At 65.6% G+C, this 15,076-nt stretch carries 16 protein-coding genes; 10 read left to right on the forward strand and 6 right to left on the reverse strand.

Annotation, left to right across the window (positions count from 1 at the left end; translation table 11 throughout):
* From MYCSM_RS24290 to MYCSM_RS24305, 4 genes are all read right to left on the reverse strand, one after another.
* Positions 1-963, reverse strand: coding sequence for a glutamate ABC transporter substrate-binding protein (locus MYCSM_RS24290; protein ID WP_015308824.1), 963 nt, complete (start codon positions 961-963; stop codon positions 1-3).
* Entirely contained in the window at positions 960-1,931 is a 972-nt protein-coding gene (locus MYCSM_RS24295; RefSeq protein WP_232425654.1) for a hypothetical protein, read from the reverse strand. Before MYCSM_RS24295 ends, MYCSM_RS24290 begins: the two co-directional genes overlap by 4 nt.
* Before the next feature lie 371 nt (positions 1,932-2,302).
* The gene (locus MYCSM_RS24300; RefSeq protein WP_015308826.1) at positions 2,303-4,045 is read right to left on the reverse strand and encodes a penicillin-binding transpeptidase domain-containing protein; all 1,743 of its coding nucleotides are present in this window, start codon (positions 4,043-4,045) and stop codon (positions 2,303-2,305) included.
* A gap of 74 nt (positions 4,046-4,119) precedes the next feature.
* Entirely contained in the window at positions 4,120-5,121 is a 1,002-nt protein-coding gene (locus MYCSM_RS24305; protein ID WP_015308827.1) for a 4-hydroxy-3-methylbut-2-enyl diphosphate reductase, read from the reverse strand.
* 54 nt (positions 5,122-5,175) lie between these two features.
* Between MYCSM_RS24305 and MYCSM_RS24310 the strand changes: the two genes are divergently transcribed.
* Genes MYCSM_RS24310 through MYCSM_RS24325 form a run of 4 tightly spaced genes read left to right on the forward strand, consistent with a single transcriptional unit; the run spans position 5,176 to position 8,338 of the window.
* On the forward strand, positions 5,176-5,739 hold the full coding sequence (locus MYCSM_RS24310) for a lipid droplet-associated protein (RefSeq protein WP_015308828.1): 564 nt from the start codon (positions 5,176-5,178) through the stop codon (positions 5,737-5,739).
* A complete protein-coding gene (xseA, locus tag MYCSM_RS24315) occupies positions 5,736-6,959 on the forward strand; it encodes an exodeoxyribonuclease VII large subunit (RefSeq protein WP_015308829.1) in 1,224 nt (407 codons plus the stop codon). Before MYCSM_RS24310 ends, xseA begins: the two co-directional genes overlap by 4 nt.
* Entirely contained in the window at positions 6,956-7,168 is a 213-nt protein-coding gene (locus tag MYCSM_RS24320; RefSeq protein ID WP_015308830.1) for an exodeoxyribonuclease VII small subunit, read from the forward strand. The genes xseA and MYCSM_RS24320 overlap by 4 nt, the downstream gene beginning before the upstream one ends.
* A gap of 51 nt (positions 7,169-7,219) precedes the next feature.
* The gene (locus MYCSM_RS24325; RefSeq protein ID WP_015308831.1) at positions 7,220-8,338 is read left to right on the forward strand and encodes a 3-beta-hydroxysteroid dehydrogenase; all 1,119 of its coding nucleotides are present in this window, start codon (positions 7,220-7,222) and stop codon (positions 8,336-8,338) included.
* Positions 8,339-8,414: 76 nt separating this feature from the next.
* Here the strand turns inward: MYCSM_RS24325 and MYCSM_RS24330 are convergent, their stop codons facing one another.
* Complete coding sequence (locus MYCSM_RS24330; protein ID WP_015308832.1) at positions 8,415-8,693, reverse strand: dsRBD fold-containing protein; 279 nt, start codon at positions 8,691-8,693, stop codon at positions 8,415-8,417.
* 104 nt (positions 8,694-8,797) lie between these two features.
* On the opposite strand from MYCSM_RS24330, the gene MYCSM_RS24335 reads away from it, so the two are divergent.
* The 4 genes from MYCSM_RS24335 (at position 8,798) to MYCSM_RS24350 (ending at position 12,896) form a co-directional block, all read left to right on the forward strand.
* Positions 8,798-9,505, forward strand: a complete 708-nt coding sequence (locus MYCSM_RS24335) for an alpha/beta fold hydrolase (protein WP_041314846.1) — start codon at positions 8,798-8,800, stop codon at positions 9,503-9,505.
* 76 nt (positions 9,506-9,581) lie between these two features.
* The gene (locus MYCSM_RS24340) at positions 9,582-11,126 is read left to right on the forward strand and encodes an arylsulfatase (RefSeq protein WP_015308834.1); all 1,545 of its coding nucleotides are present in this window, start codon (positions 9,582-9,584) and stop codon (positions 11,124-11,126) included.
* A gap of 2 nt (positions 11,127-11,128) precedes the next feature.
* The gene (locus MYCSM_RS24345; protein ID WP_015308835.1) at positions 11,129-12,025 is read left to right on the forward strand and encodes an HAD family hydrolase; all 897 of its coding nucleotides are present in this window, start codon (positions 11,129-11,131) and stop codon (positions 12,023-12,025) included.
* Positions 12,018-12,896 carry a formylglycine-generating enzyme family protein gene (locus MYCSM_RS24350; protein ID WP_015308836.1) on the forward strand — a complete coding sequence of 293 codons (879 nt, stop codon included), beginning with the start codon at positions 12,018-12,020 and terminating at the stop codon, positions 12,894-12,896. The genes MYCSM_RS24345 and MYCSM_RS24350 overlap by 8 nt, the downstream gene beginning before the upstream one ends.
* A 13-nt stretch (positions 12,897-12,909) precedes the next feature.
* Here the strand turns inward: MYCSM_RS24350 and MYCSM_RS24355 are convergent, their stop codons facing one another.
* Complete coding sequence (locus MYCSM_RS24355; RefSeq protein ID WP_015308837.1) at positions 12,910-13,362, reverse strand: SRPBCC family protein; 453 nt, start codon at positions 13,360-13,362, stop codon at positions 12,910-12,912.
* 80 nt (positions 13,363-13,442) lie between these two features.
* Here MYCSM_RS24355 and MYCSM_RS24360 point away from each other — a divergent pair, with 80 nt between their 5' ends.
* Positions 13,443-14,213: an SDR family NAD(P)-dependent oxidoreductase gene (locus tag MYCSM_RS24360; RefSeq protein WP_015308838.1), complete on the forward strand. Its 771-nt coding sequence runs from the start codon at positions 13,443-13,445 to the stop codon at positions 14,211-14,213.
* A complete protein-coding gene (locus MYCSM_RS24365) occupies positions 14,210-15,070 on the forward strand; it encodes an SDR family NAD(P)-dependent oxidoreductase (RefSeq protein WP_015308839.1) in 861 nt (286 codons plus the stop codon). Before MYCSM_RS24360 ends, MYCSM_RS24365 begins: the two co-directional genes overlap by 4 nt.
* The last annotated feature ends 6 nt before the right edge of the window (positions 15,071-15,076 follow it).

Genomic DNA, 15,076 nt, shown 5'->3' on the forward strand with positions numbered 1-15,076 from the left:
TCAGCCCTGATAGCGTGGTTCTGGAGGGCCTGGCGACGGCCCGAGATTCCCTAGCCAGCGGTCGTACAGGCGCTGCCACGTACCGTCTCGGCGAATCTTTTCGAGCACACCGTTGACGAATCGGACTAGATCCTCATGGTTCGCATTGACTCCGATGCCGTATGGCTCCTTGGCGATGCTTTCACCGCTCACGTCCAGCGTCGGGTCCTGCGCTGCTAGCCCTTTCAACACAGAGTCGTCGGTGCTGATCGCGTCGACTTGCCCCTGCTGCAGCATGACGAGGCAGTCCGTCCATGCAGTCGCACTGAACACCTGTGGTCGCGAGTCGAGCTGGAACAGTTTCGACAGTGAGGTCGTCCCCGATACTGCACACACCCGTTTACCGGCAAGCGCTGCGGCGGAATCGATTCCCGACCCCTTCGCCGAGAGGATCTTCTGATCGGCGTAGTAATACACCGCGGAGAAGTCGACGAGCTTCTTGCGGGCGCAGGTGATCGAGTAGGTCCGCACGACGACATCCACCTCGCCGTTCTGCAACACCGATTCGCGTTCCTTGGCATTGACCACACGCAGTTGAATACGGTCTGGATCACCGAAGATGGCGCGTGCGATCTCACGCGCGATGTCGATGTCGAAGCCCTCCAGTTGGCCGGTGGCCGGGTTGCGGGAGCCGAAGAAGTCTGTGTTCTGGTCGACACCGGCGATGAGCCGACCCCGCTCAGCGATTGCTGCCATCGCCGAACCCGACGGCATCTCACCCGGCGACGGCAGCGGGCCGGGGCGCAGGCTGGCTTCCCGGTCGCAATCCGCGTCTCCCGCGGGCGGCGCCGCCGTGACGACAGCCGCACCGGAGGGCATCGGTGCAGACAGCGAGACGGACACCGATTCCGGCGCTGCCGACGACCCACACCCGGCAACCAGCAGCGCAAAGACGAGCAGTGCCAGCAGAATTCGCTTCCTCATAGAAACTCCTTGAGCCGCGGCCACAGGCCGATAAAGGCTGCGGACGCGGCCACTACCATCAGGACCAGGGTTCCCGTGGGACTCCATGCCAGCCATGCTCCCGCGGCAGCCACACGGTCGCGTAGCGTTTCGCGCGTTCGCTCGACCCCGTCGCGCAAGCCGGACTCGACGGCCGCGAACTGCGCTGCGGACGCGGCCGGATCGGGACCGATCGCTTGTGCCACGGCGGCCGGATAATCGCCGCTGTTGTACAGCTCGACTTGCTTTTGATGGCTGGCGATCCACTTCCGGACGGCGTCCTTCGCGGCTGAGGGAGCGCCGTCGAGCCGCTTGCTCAGTTCATCGATGCGGCCGTCGAAGGACTTTTCTCCGGCCGAGATGTCGCCGCGGGAAATCAGCTCCAGGGTCTCATCGGTGCGGGCCTGCTGGGCGAGGATGCGCGCCTGGGCAAGCTGTTCAAACTTTTCGCTGCCTTCGGTTCGGCTGCGTTCGACCTCACCCGCCGCAAGCTGCGTGGCCACGACAACCCATCCCATCACCACCACCACGGTGATCGCCGCGACGACGAGCCCGATGTTGAACTGCCGGTTGGTCCGGCGATACATCCTCACCGAACCAACGCCAATTGCGACGAGCGCGAAGGCAAGCAGCACGAGGCTCACGATCGGCAGCGAACCGATGGCGCGCTGATCGTCCTTGACGGTGATCAGATTGGCCTTGTACACGCTTTCGGCCGCGGGAAGCAACGACGTCTGCATCAACGCAGACGCTTCACGCAAGTAGGCGGAACCAATCACGTGGCCCTGCCGGTTGTTCGCCCGGGCCGACTCAACGAGTCCCGTGTATACCGACAGTTGCTCCGATATCTTCGCCATATCGGTGCGGGCTTTTATGTCCGTCGTCCCGGCGGTCGCGTCGGCAAGCGCGGATGAGGCGCGCGCCAGCGCATCTTGGTACTGCGCGCGCATCTCGCGGGTTTCGATTCCACCCGACAGGAATGCCGATGCTGCGGCGGCGTCGGCGGCCGACAGTGCGGCATACAGGTTCTGCGCCGCGTAGGCGAACGGTTCAGAGCGGGTCAGAACGGCATTGCGTTGATTGATCCGACCGTCGAGTTGACCCCCGGCCACCACGCCGGCAACGACACAGATCGCCCCGACCGCGAGCGCGATCATGCCGATGACACCGGGTGTCGTTCGGGCGAATCGTCGTAGCCACGCCGTGGACAACCGCGTGTCCGCTATGCCCGGAGAACCCAATTGTCGGCCTACCCTCCCCGTCACCGCGATCGTAGCTGCAAACACCGGGCCGATAGCGAGGATTGATATTGATATGGCAATTACGGATGCAGCGTGCGCAGGAACCGACCTGCCGCGTCCACGGCCGGGCCGGAACTGCCCGCGTCGCTGATGAATACCGCCAGCGCGAGGTCGCCGTCGATGCCGACGAACCAGCCGTGGGCATGCGTGTTGTCGATGTACTCGGCCGTGCCTGTCTTGCCGAGCATGTCGGGGATGTCCTGCAGCTGCGTGGCGGTGCCGCTTGTAATCGTCTCGCGCATCATGGATTTCACTTGACCAACGACGCTTGCCGGCAGCGGATCGGGCGTGTGGTCCGGCTTCCCGGGCTGGCCCGCGACAATGGCCGGCGCTGGCACGGAACCATGCGCCAGCGCGGCGGCCACCAACGCCATACCGAACGGCGACGCGGTGACCTGGCCCTGCCCGATGCCTTCCTCGACGCGTAGCGCCGACGTGTCGGCGACGGGCACCCTGCCGGTGACTGTCGTCATGCCCGGTGCGGTGTAGTCGATGCCGAGGCCCAGTTGCGCGGCGGCCTTCGTGAGGCCGTCGGGCGGCAGGTTCACCGCGAGTCGGCCCATCGTGGTGTTGCACGACCGTGCGAACGCGGTATGCAGCGGAACCTGGCCGAGGTCGAAGTTGTCGTCGTTGGGGATTTGACGGCCCTCGATGTTCTCGGTGCCCGGGCAGGCGACGATGCTGCTGGGCGTCACCTGGCCGGCCTGCAGCGCGGCCGACACCGTGACCGTCTTGAACGTCGAGCCCGGCGGATACAGGCCGGTCAGCGCGATCGGGCCCTGCGCGTCGGCGGCCGGGTTCTGGCCAACGGCCAGCACGTCGCCCGTCGAGGGCTGGATGACCACCATCGCGGCGGGCGTGGGGATCGGAGCCAAGGCCTCCTCCGCGGCGCGCGACATGCCGATGTCGAGAGTGCTGTGGATGTCGGCGACAGGCTTGGCGTCTTGCCCGCCGACACGCTGACTGCCGGTCGCCGTCTTGGCGCTCACCGCCCATCCCGCGGCGTCGTCGGTGCCGGCTTGCCACAGGTCGTTCAGCCCCGACAGCGTCGGTGACGTCAGAGCTTTGTCGGTGGTGAGCAGTCGTGCCTGCGGGGCCAGCGTCACATTCGGCACCGCTGACAGCGCATCCTGGACGGGCGCCAGATCGTCGGCGCGCAGGGTGATCGCGGTGACGGGTTGGCCGTTGGCGGCGGCCAGCTGAGACTGCAGCGATTCCGCGGTGATGCCGCCGTCAATCGGATTCAGCAGTGCCGCAACGGCGTTCACGTCGGCGCCGGGCGACACATTGACGAGCGTGACGACCTGCTGGGTGAGCAGATCCGCACCCGTGCGATCCAGCACCCTGGCCGCGGGGTCGGGGCTCAGCGTGCTGTAGGACAGCGGGCCAGTGTCAAGACCAGGCGCGACCGTCGCCGGATTCCACTGGATCTTCCACTGGTCGCCGTTCTGGCTCGCGGCTCCGGTGGTGGTGTAGGTCCATTGGTTGCGGCCGTCCTTGCCGAATTTCCAAGTGGCAGCGAGGGTGAACGTCGCGTTGTCGTCCTTGTGGTCGATGGTCGACACGTCGAAGTGGGCGTTGCGACCGAGGCTCTCGAACAGCTTGCCGAGCGTGTCGGATGCCTGCGCCGAATCGGACGTGACGGAGGCGGCAGCCTGCGCGTCACCCTTGTTGAGCGCGTCGGCGAACGTATGCGCGGCGGTGTTCAACCGGTCCGTGGCGTCGTCACCGCACCCGGCGAGCAGGAGTGCGAACGTCGCCATTATCGCGAGCAGACGTGAAACTGCCTTTTTTGCCGCGATTTTGGGCAATTTTGCGTCTGTTCGCGCAGAAAAAGTCACGCGCGCGCCGGGCGGATCTCCCGGGGCAGCGCGAATACGAGCGTCTCGTTCGCGGTGGTGACCGGCTGCACGATGTCGTAGTCGTAATCGGCGAGCCGCTCGAGAACACCGCGCACCAACACCTCGGGCACCGACGCACCTGAGGTGACGCCGACTGTCGTGACGCCTTCGAGCCAGGCCGGGTCGATGTCGTCGGCGTAGTCCACCAGATGGGCGGCGTCGGAACCCGCGCCCAGCGCCACCTCGACCAGCCGCACCGAGTTCGACGAGTTGCGCGAGCCGACCACGATCACCAGCTGGCACTCCGGCGCCATCGCCTTGACCGCGACCTGACGGTTCTGCGTGGCGTAGCAGATGTCGTCGCTCGGCGGGTCCTGCAGCGTCGGGAACTTCTCGCGCAGCCGACGCACGGTCTCCATGGTCTCGTCGACGGACAGCGTGGTCTGCGACAGCCAGATCACCTTGTTCTCGTCACGGACAGTCACGTCGTCGACCGCGTCGGGGCCGTCGACCAGTTGGACGTGGTCGGGCGCTTCGCCTGCGGTGCCGATGACCTCCTCGTGACCCTCGTGGCCGATGAGCAGGATGTCGTAGTCGTCGCGGGCGAACCGCTTGGCCTCGTTGTGCACCTTGGTGACCAGCGGGCAGGTGGCGTCGATGACCTTCAGCTCGCGGGCGGCTGCGGTCTCGTGCACGGTGGGCGCCACGCCGTGGGCGGAGAACACCACGATCGCACCCTCGGGCACCTCGTCGGTTTCGTCGACGAACACCGCGCCCGCCTTGGCCAGCGTGTCGACCACGTGGCGGTTGTGCACGATCTCGTGCCGCACATAGACCGGGGCGCCGTGCTTCTCCAGCGCGCGCTCCACGGTTTCCACGGCACGATCCACCCCTGCGCAGTACCCGCGCGGCTCGGCCAGTAGCACCCGCTTACCGGTGACACCGCCTGTCGCCGAGCTGGAGGCACCCGGAATCCCCATGTTTATCGTCGGCGGCATGGTTCCAAGGGTACTGACCCGCGCCCGCGGGGGGCCAGCCGTACGCTGGGGGCCATGGCAACTGCACCGTATGGGGTCCGCCTGCTGGTAGGTGCGGCGGTAACCGCACTCGAGGAAACCCGCAAGCTTCCGCAGACCATCCTGATGTATCCGATGACGGTCGCAAGCCAGGTTGCGCACCTCGTGATGAAGATGCAGCAGGACGTAGCCGACCTGGTCATCAAGGGCGACGAGACCCTTGAGCAGCTGTTCCCGCCGAAGGACGAGCAGCCGGAGTGGGCCACGTTCGACGAAGACCTCGAAGATGGCGAGCCGGCAACGCCAAGCGTCGACGGCGAACGGTTGACCGAGGGCCGCTTTGCGTTGTTCACCGGAGGCGAGCCGGAGAACGCCGAGGCCAAGACCGACAACGGAACGTCGTCGGCGAAAGCTGACACGCCCGACATCGTCACCGAGCTCGACTACGAGTCGCTCACGCTGGCCCAGCTGCGCGCCCGCCTGACGTCGCTGCGCGTCGCCGATCTCGAGGCGCTGCTGGCCTACGAGGACGCCACCAAGTCGCGCGCGCCGTTTCAGACCCTGCTGTCCAACAGGATCACCCGCGCGACCGCCAAGTGACAGCGCAGGAGCAGCCCAACTCCGCGGACAATCCGTACCCGGTCCGCACCGTCGCGATGATGGTCAAAGGCTGGATCGACCGGTTGGGCACTGTCTGGGTCGAGGGTCAGATCGCGCAGATGAATGTCCGCCCGAACTCCAGCACCGCCTATATCACGCTGCGCGACCCCGCCGCTGACATGTCGCTACAGATCACCTGTCCGCGGGAGCTGGTGCACAATGCGCCGGTGAAGCTCGCCGAGGGCACGCAGGTGATCATGCTGGGCCGGCCGAACTTCTTCGTCGGCCGCGGCACATTCTCGTTGCGGGTCAACCAGATTCGTGCGGTCGGCGTTGGCGAGCTGCTTGCCCGCATCGACCGGCTGCGTCAACTTCTACATGCCGAGGGGCTGTTCGATGCCCGGCTCAAGCGGCCACTGCCGTTCCTGCCGTCGACCGTCGGGCTGATCACCGGTCGTGCATCCGCCGCCGAGCGTGACGTGATGACTGTCGCCACCAGCCGCTGGCCGGCGGTGCGATTCGAGGTGCGCAACACCGTCGTGCAGGGCCCGAACGCGGTGCCGCAGATCGTGGAGGCATTGACAGCACTGGACCGCGACGACGACGTCGACGTGATCGTGCTCGCCCGCGGCGGGGGCAGCGTCGAGGACCTGCTCCCGTTTTCCGACGAGACGCTGTGCCGCGCGATCGCGGCGTGCACCACACCGGTCGTCAGCGCCGTCGGCCACGAACCCGACAACCCGCTGTGCGATCTCGTCGCTGATCTCCGCGCAGCCACCCCGACAGATGCCGCCAAGCGGATCGTGCCCGACGCCGCGGCCGAGCAGGCTTTGGTTACGGATCTGCGGCGGCGCTGCGCGCGGGCGCTGCGTAACTGGGTGCACCGCGAAGAGCGTGCGGTTTCCCAGCTGCGCAGCAGGCCGGTGCTCGCCCAGCCGCTGGCCGCTCTCGCCGCGCGCGCCGACGAGATCCACCGCGCCCAGGCGTGCGTGCGTCGTGATGTCAACCGGCTGGTGGCCGCCGAATCCGACCGGATCGGCCATTTGTCGGCACGGCTCACCACACTGGGGCCGGCGGCCACGCTGGACCGCGGCTATGCCGTCGTGCAGACCGCTGCCGGCACGGTCCTGCGGACGACGGCCGACGCGCCCGCGGGCACGCGGCTACGGGTGCGGGTCGCCGATGGAGCAGTCACCGCCGTCAGCGAGGGCAAAGAATGAAGCCTATTAGTCAGTTGGGGTACGAAGAAGCCCGCGACGAACTGATCGACGTCGTCCAGCAGCTCGAGCAGGGCGGACTGGACCTTGAAGCGTCGCTGAAACTGTGGGAGCGCGGCGAAGAGCTGGCTAAATGTTGCGAAGCGCACTTAGCTGGAGCACGCAAGCGGGTCGAGGACGTGCTGGCCTCCAGGGAGTCCGACGAAGCTTGAGTTCGGAACGATTTTCCGCATAGGGCCTCGAAACTGTAACACGTTTCATTTATGCTCTCCGGCATGGGTGATGCAACGTTGACCACCGAACTCGGCCGCGTCCTCGTGACCGGCGGCTCTGGCTTCGTCGGCGCCAACTTGGTGACCGAACTGCTGGACCGCGGACACCACGTCCGCTCATTCGACCGAGCCCCGTCCCCACTCGCCGCGCATCCGCGGCTCGAGGTCCTCGAAGGCGACATCTGCGATTCTGCGACCGTGGCCGCTGCCGTCGACGGTATCGACACGATCATCCATACCGCGGCGATCATCGATCTGATGGGCGGCGCCTCGGTCACCGAGGAGTACCGCAAGCGCAGCTTCGCGGTCAACGTCGAGGGCACAAAGAACCTGGTGCATGCCGCGCAGGCGGCCGGGGTGAAGCGGTTCGTCTACACCGCCTCCAACAGCGTGGTGATGGGCGGTCAGCGCATCTCCGGCGGCGACGAAACGCTGCCCTACACCGAGCGTTTCAACGACCTCTACACCGAGACGAAAGTGGTTGCGGAGCGGTTTGTGTTGTCGCAGAACGGTGTTGACGGATTGTTGACGTGCTCGATCCGGCCAAGTGGCATTTGGGGCCGCGGCGATCAGACGATGTTCCGCAAGGTGTTCGAGAACGTGATCGCCGGCCACACCAAGGTGCTGGTCGGCAACAAGAACATCAAGCTCGATAACTCCTACGTGCACAACCTGATTCACGGCTTCATCCTGGCCGCGCAGCATCTGGTGCCAGGCGGATCCGCGCCAGGGCAGGCCTACTTCATCAACGACGGCGAGCCGATCAACATGTTCGAGTTCTCGCGGCCGGTGGTCGAGGCCTGCGGGCAGCCGTGGCCGAAGTTCTGGGTGTCCGGACGCCTGGTGAAGTTCCTGATGTCGGTGTGGCAATGGTTCCACTTCCGCTTCGGCATTCCCAAGCCCCTGCTGGAACCGCTTGCGGTGGAACGGCTTTACCTCGACAACTACTTCTCGATCGCCAAGGCGCAGCGCGACCTTGGGTATCAGCCGCTGTTCACCACCGAGCAGGCGATGTCGGAGTGTCTGCCGTACTACGTCGACCTGTTCCACCAGATGAAGGGTGCGACGCCGGAGCACGTCGTGGTCACGGCAGCTCCGCCAGCGGGCTGATCTCCCCACAGCGCCCGACCGCCCGCTCCGACCGCCGGTCGAACCGCAGACAGACGGCCACGGCCACGGCCACGGGTCAGCGATACAGGTGGACCGGCTGGTGCGTGACCTGCTCGATCTGCGACGACGCGCGATGCAGCAGCTCCGTGCCCAGCGCGATGAGCGCGCGCGCCGCGGCGATCTCCTCGCCGATCATCGGCGCGGAACTGTCCTTCGGGTTGCGGTAAGAGTCCCCCAGCGTGGTCACGGTCTGACCGTCGCCGCACTGGGCGTGCACCGTCGCATGTGTGTGGGTCTCGTCCTCGTCGAAGTCGATCTCGACGCGCCACTTGTTGGTCAAATCCTTGTCGTACATGGTTTCCCCCTGCCATCACCTTCCAGTTACCAGGGTGCGCCTGCTGGGCATGCTTTGCACCAAAACTGCACATCGGCAAGGGACGACCGGGCAATGTGGTGCCGGTGCCGCATTCACGCTTTACCACCAACGGCGACACACGCATCCACTACCTCGACTCGGGCGGCGAGGATCAGGGCGCGCCCATCGTCTTCGTCCCCGGCATGACCGATGTCGCGGAGGACTACATGGAGATCCTGCCTCTGCTCGGGCGGCGGACGGTCGTGGTGGAGCTTCGAGGTCACGGCCGAAGCGACGCGCCGCAAAGCGGATACGACCTCGCCACGCTCAGCGCGGACGTCGGAGCGGTGGTCGATGCGGTCAGCCACGGGCCGGTGCACGTCATGACGTTCTCCCGTGGCACCACGTACGCGATCGCGTGGGCGGTGGAGAATCCCCACCGCGTGGCCTCGCTGGCGATCGGCGATTATGTGCCCGCCGAAATCGTGCTGCCCGACGAGCATGTTCAGCGCCTGCTGGACGGCCGGTGGCGCGGTTCGCCGGTGCGCGAGCGACTCAACTACGACGCGGCCGTCAAGACGTTCCGTGCGGCGCAGGGCGCGTCGTACTGGGAAGCGTTGTCGGCACTGCAGTTCCCTCTGCTGGTGGTGCGCAGCCCCAACAGCCCCTTGGTTGACGATGCAGCCTGGGCGCGCTATCACCGGCTGTTTCCCTCCGCGGAACTACACGAGTTCCACGACTCACCGCACGACATCTTTCGGCCAGACCGCGGCCGATTCCCGAAGTTGGTCCGAGAGCTCACAGATCGGTGAATCGTTGGCCAAATGCGGGGCCGTAATGACGGTGCGCTCCTACGCTTCGACCTACACGTCAATTGAAGGAGCCGATATGCCGAACGGTAAGCCGAACATTCTGGTCATCTGGGGCGACGACATCGGCATCAGCAACCTGAGTTGCTACAGCCGCGGCTTGATGGGCTACTTCACCCCCAACATCGATCGCATCGCTGATGAGGGAATGCTGTTCACCGATTCCTATGGTGAGCAGAGCTGCACCGCAGGGCGGTCGTCGTTCATCACCGGGCAGAGCGTCTACCGCACCGGCATGAGCAAGGTGGGCATGCCCGGGGTCGACGTCGGGCTGCAGAAGGAGGACCCGACGATCGCCGAGTTGCTCAAACCGCTGGGTTACGCCACCGGCCAGTTCGGCAAGAACCACCTTGGCGACCTGAACAAGTATCTGCCGACCGCGCATGGGTTCGACGAGTTCTTCGGCAACCTCTATCACCTCAACGCCGAAGAAGAGCCCGAGAACCCCGATTACCCCACCGAGGCAGAAGCGCCGCTACTGCGTCGGGCGCTGCTGCCGCGTGGTGTCATCCACTCCTGGGCCACTGACGAGGACTCCGGCGAAGTCGATGAGCGATACGGACCGGTCGGCAAGCAGCGCATCGAGGACACCGGGCCGCTGACCAAGAAGCGGATGGAAACCATCGACGACGAAACCACCGGGGCGTGTAGCGATTTCATCCGGCGCCAGCATGAGGCCGGCACACCGTTCTTCGTCTGGATGAACATGACCCACATGCACTTCCGCACCCACACCAAGCCGGAGAGTCTGGGACAGGCGGGCCGTTGGCAGTCGCCGTACCACGACACCATGATCGACCACGACCGCAATGTCGGCCAACTGCTCGACCTCGTGGATGAGCTGGGTATTGCCGAGGACACCATCGTCATCTACAGCACCGACAACGGCCCGCACGCCAACAGCTGGCCGGATGGCGCCACGACGCCGTTCCGAAGCGAGAAGGCCACCAACTGGGAAGGGGCCTTCCGTGTTCCCGAGATGATCCGCTGGCCGGGAAAGATCAAGCCCCGCAGTGTCTCCAACGAGATCATCCAGCATCACGATTGGCTACCGACTTTCCTTGCCGCAGCAGGGGATCCGGGCATCATCGACAAGCTGAAGGCCGGTCACACCATCGGTGACATCACCTACCAGGTTCACATCGACGGGTACAACCTATTGCCCTATCTCACCGGTGAGGTGGACAAGAGCCCACGCCGCGGCATGATTTACTTCTCCGACGACTGTGACGTCTTGGGGATCAGGGCGGAGAACTGGAAGGTCGTTTTCATGGAGCAGCGTTGCCGGGGCACGCTGCAGATCTGGTTCGAGCCGTTCACGCCACTGCGGGCCCCGAAGTTGTTCAACCTGCGTACAGACCCGTACGAACGCGCCGACATCACGTCAAATACGTACTGGGACTGGATGATCGATCGTATCTACTTGGTCCTCTTCGGATCGGCGATCGCCACCCAGTTCCTCGAGACGTTCAAGGAGTTCCCGCCGCGCCAAGAGCCCTCGTCGTTCACCATCAACCACGCGGTAGAGGAGCTCAACAAGTTCCTCGCGTCGCGCGGCGGGTGACCGTGCTGGCTTCTTGGAACGACGGACCCACGAGGTCGGCGATCGTCGACTTCGTGGGTGGCGTCACCACTCATGGCGGTCCGGATTACGTTGAGCCGCACCAACGCGTCGCGGTCTTCGACAACGACGGCACGCTGTGGTGCGAGAAACCGATGTACATCCAGCTCGACTTTCTTGTCCGGCGATTCGCCGAGCAGGCGAAGGCCGACCCGTCGCTGCGGGACAAGCAACCGTACAAGGCGGCATTCGAGCGCAACCTGAAATGGCTAAGCGACGCCGTCACCAAGCACTACCAGGGCGATGACACGGACATCACGACCCTGATGTCGGCAGTGCTGACCGCGCACGAAGCGATCACCGTAGACGAACACCGCAGTCGCGTGGAGGCCTTCTTCGCCGAGGCCAAACATCCGACGCTCAGGCGGCCCTACACGTCGTGCGGATATCACCCGATGGTCGAGCTGCTGCGCTACCTGGAGGCCAGCGCGTTCACCTGTTACATCGTGTCCGGCGGCGGCCGAGACTTCATGCGCCCGATCACCACTGCGCTGTACGGGATTCCGCCAGAACGCGTGGTCGGCAGCACGGTCGGGCTGGACTACCGCGACGGTCACTTGTACACGACCTCGCAACCGGAGTTCCTCGACGACGGGCCCATGAAGCCGGTGCGACTGTGGAGCCGGATCGGCCGCAGGCCGATCCTGGCCGCGGGGAATTCCAACGGCGACATCGAAATGCTGGAGTTCACCCACGGCCTGCGACTGCTCCTGCTGCACGACGACGCCGATCGCGAATTCGACTACACCGCAGGCGCCGAGAAGGCACTCGAGCAGGCGGGCAAGGACGACTGGACCGTCGTCAGCATGAAGAATGATTGGACGACAGTCTTCGGTGACTAACGAACTCGTCTGGATTCCACCGCAAACCGCGGTTCTGGGATCCGACCAGCACTACGCAGAAGAGGAGCCTGCGCGACCCGTCACTATCGACGGGTTCTGGATCCAAACCCACCAGGTGACCAACTCGGAGTTCGCCGAGTTCGCAGCTGCCACTGGGTATCTCACGGTTGCCGAGCGGGCGCTGGTTCCCGCCGACTATCCCGGCGCGCCTGCGGAGAACTTGCAGCCGGGGTCGATGGTGTTCACCCGCACTCAGGGCCCGGTTGACCTGAGGCACCTGAACCTGTGGTGGACGTGGACGCCGGGGGCGTCGTGGCGGCATCCCGTCGGCCCGAACTCGTCGATCGACAAGCGAGCCGATCATCCCGTCGTGCATGTCGCCTACGAGGACGCGGAGGCGTACGCGTCGTGGGCGGGGCTTGCGCTGCCCACCGAAGCGGAGTGGGAAACGGCCGCACGGGGCGGTCTCGGTGGCGCGACGTATACGTGGGGCGAGGAACCCGAACAGCCGGGCCAGTCGCTGGCCAACTATTGGCATGGCGATTTCCCGTGGCGGCCCGACCGCGGCTACGGCCGCACCACACCTGTCGGCAGCTTCCCGCCCAACGGGTATGGGTTGGTCGATATGGCCGGCAATGTGTGGGAGTGGACCACGGACTGGTATGCCGACACCAGAGCACGTCAATCCTGCTGTGCCGAAGACACTTACGACCCGCGTCAGCCGCAGTTCCGGGTGCCGCGGAGAGTGGTCAAGGGTGGCTCTTTCCTGTGCGCCGACAACTATTGCTTGCGATACCGGCCCGCGGCGCGGCGGCCGCAACCCGTCGATACGGGCATGAGCCACATCGGCTTTCGCTGCGTCAAGCGGTGAGGTTGGCTCAGCGCTAGCTGCCGGCTTCCGCGGTCTTCTTGATCGCCGCGAGCGTCGCCGGGATACCAGTCCTGGCAAGTTCGCGTCGATGCTCGATGTGTGCGTCGGCCTTATCGCCCCAGCGCTCGTGGAAGCCGGCGATGCCTGCGGGCAGGAACTCCCAATGCTCGGTGAGCCGGGTGCCACCGTTCTCGGGTTCAAAGGTGTAGCCCCAGCGGACCCAGCCGTTGTTCACCTCCCACGCGAACTCGCGACCGGGATCGGCGGCGACCACCTGACTGCGTGTCTCCCACGTCCGCTCCGGAAGCTCATTGCGGCCGGTGAACCAGGCGCCGACCTCCGGGCCTGCCCCTTCGTCCCACCAACAGGCCTTGCATACCGGGCTCCACTCGCCCATCCTCGTCACGTCGGACACCAGCGCGTACAACTCATCGGCCGATACCGCTATGGAAATCGAATCGGACATCTTCAAATCGGTCACATCGCGAGTTTGCCCTACCGCTAAGTTGGAACACGTTCTACTTTCAGCGTCGAAAGGTCCGCGGGATGAGCAAGCAGCGCAACGCTGTCGTGATCGGCGGAGCTTCCGGGATCGGCTGGGCGACGGCCCAAGCACTGGCCGCCCAGGATGACCGCGTCACCGTCGCCGACCTCAACGCCGACGGCGCACACAGCCGGGCCGCTCAACTCGGCGCGCCCCACACCTCCGCGGCCGTCGACGTCACCGACGAGGACTCCGTACAACGGCTGTTCGAACAGACCGGCCCTGTCGACATCGTCGTCAACTGCGCCGGGTTCTCCAACGTCGGCCTCATCACCGACATGCCCGCCGACCAATTCCGCGACGTCATCGACGTCTGCCTCACCGGGGCGTTCATCGTCGCGAAGCACGCGGGCCGCACCCTGCGCCCCGGCGGCGTCTTGGTCTCCATCAGTTCACTCAACGGCCGCCAGCCCGCGGCAGGCATGAGCGCCTACTGCGCGGCCAAGGCAGGCCTTTCGATGCTCACCCAGGTCGCCGCCCTCGAGCTCGGCCCACGCGGAATCCGCGTCAACGCCGTCGCACCCGGCTTCGTCCACACCCCGCTCACCGAACCCGCCGCCGCCGTGCCCGGCGTCGTCGAGGAGTACGTCGAAAACACCGCGCTTGGCCGGGCCGGCACGCCCGAGGACATCGCGGGCGCCGTGCTGTACCTGTGCTCACCCGCGTCCTCATGGCTGACCGGAGAAGTGCTCGACCTCAACGGCGGCGCGCACCTCAAGCGTTACCCGGACATCCTCGGCCATGTGATGAAACTGGCGGAGGCACCGCGATGAGCCTCGCTAGCGAAGAGCCGAAAGCCAAGCGTTTCAACGACAAACAGGCGATCGTCACCGGCGCCGGCTCGGGTATCGGCGCTGCGCTATGCCGCGCGCTGGTGGCCGGTGGCGCCGAGGTGGTTTGTACCGACATCGACGGAGACGCCGCCGAACGCACCGCCACAGCCCTGGGCGCCAACGCTCGCGCCGCACGCCTGGACGTCACCGACGCGGCGGCCGTACAGACGGTCGTCGACGAGGTCGTCGATCGCCGCGGGCGGCTGGACCTGATGTTCAACAATGCCGGCATCGTGTGGGGCGGCGACACCGAACTGCTCACGCTCGACCAGTGGAACGCGATCATCGACGTCAACATCCGCGGCGTCGTACACGGCGTCGCCGCGGCCTACCCGCTGATGGTGAAGCAAGGCCACGGGCACATCATCAACACCGCTTCGATGGCGGGGCTGACGGCGGCCGGACAGATCACCAGTTACGTCACCACCAAGCACGCCGTCGTCGGGTTATCCATGGCCCTGCGATCCGAGGCCATCAGTCGCGGCGTCGGCGTGTTGGTAGTGTGCCCGTCGGCCGTCGAGACCCCCATCCTCGACAAGGGTGCGGTCGGCGGATTCGTCGGGCGCAACTACTTTCTCGAGGGCCAAGGCGTGAAAACCGCCTACGACCCCGACCGGCTTGCGCGAGATACCTTGCGCGCCATCGAGAAGAACAAAGCAATACTCGTGAAACCGCGGCTGGCACACGCCCAGTGGATTTTTGCCCGACTCGCACCGACTCTGATGAACCGGGTGTCGATCGGGTTCATCGAACGCCAGCGCGCCAGCCAGGCCACAGGACGCTCACAGCTCAGCTAGCGTCAC

It is taken from the genome of Mycobacterium sp. JS623 (genome assembly GCF_000328565.1).
In the GTDB taxonomy this organism is placed as follows: Bacteria; Actinomycetota; Actinomycetes; order Mycobacteriales; family Mycobacteriaceae; genus Mycobacterium.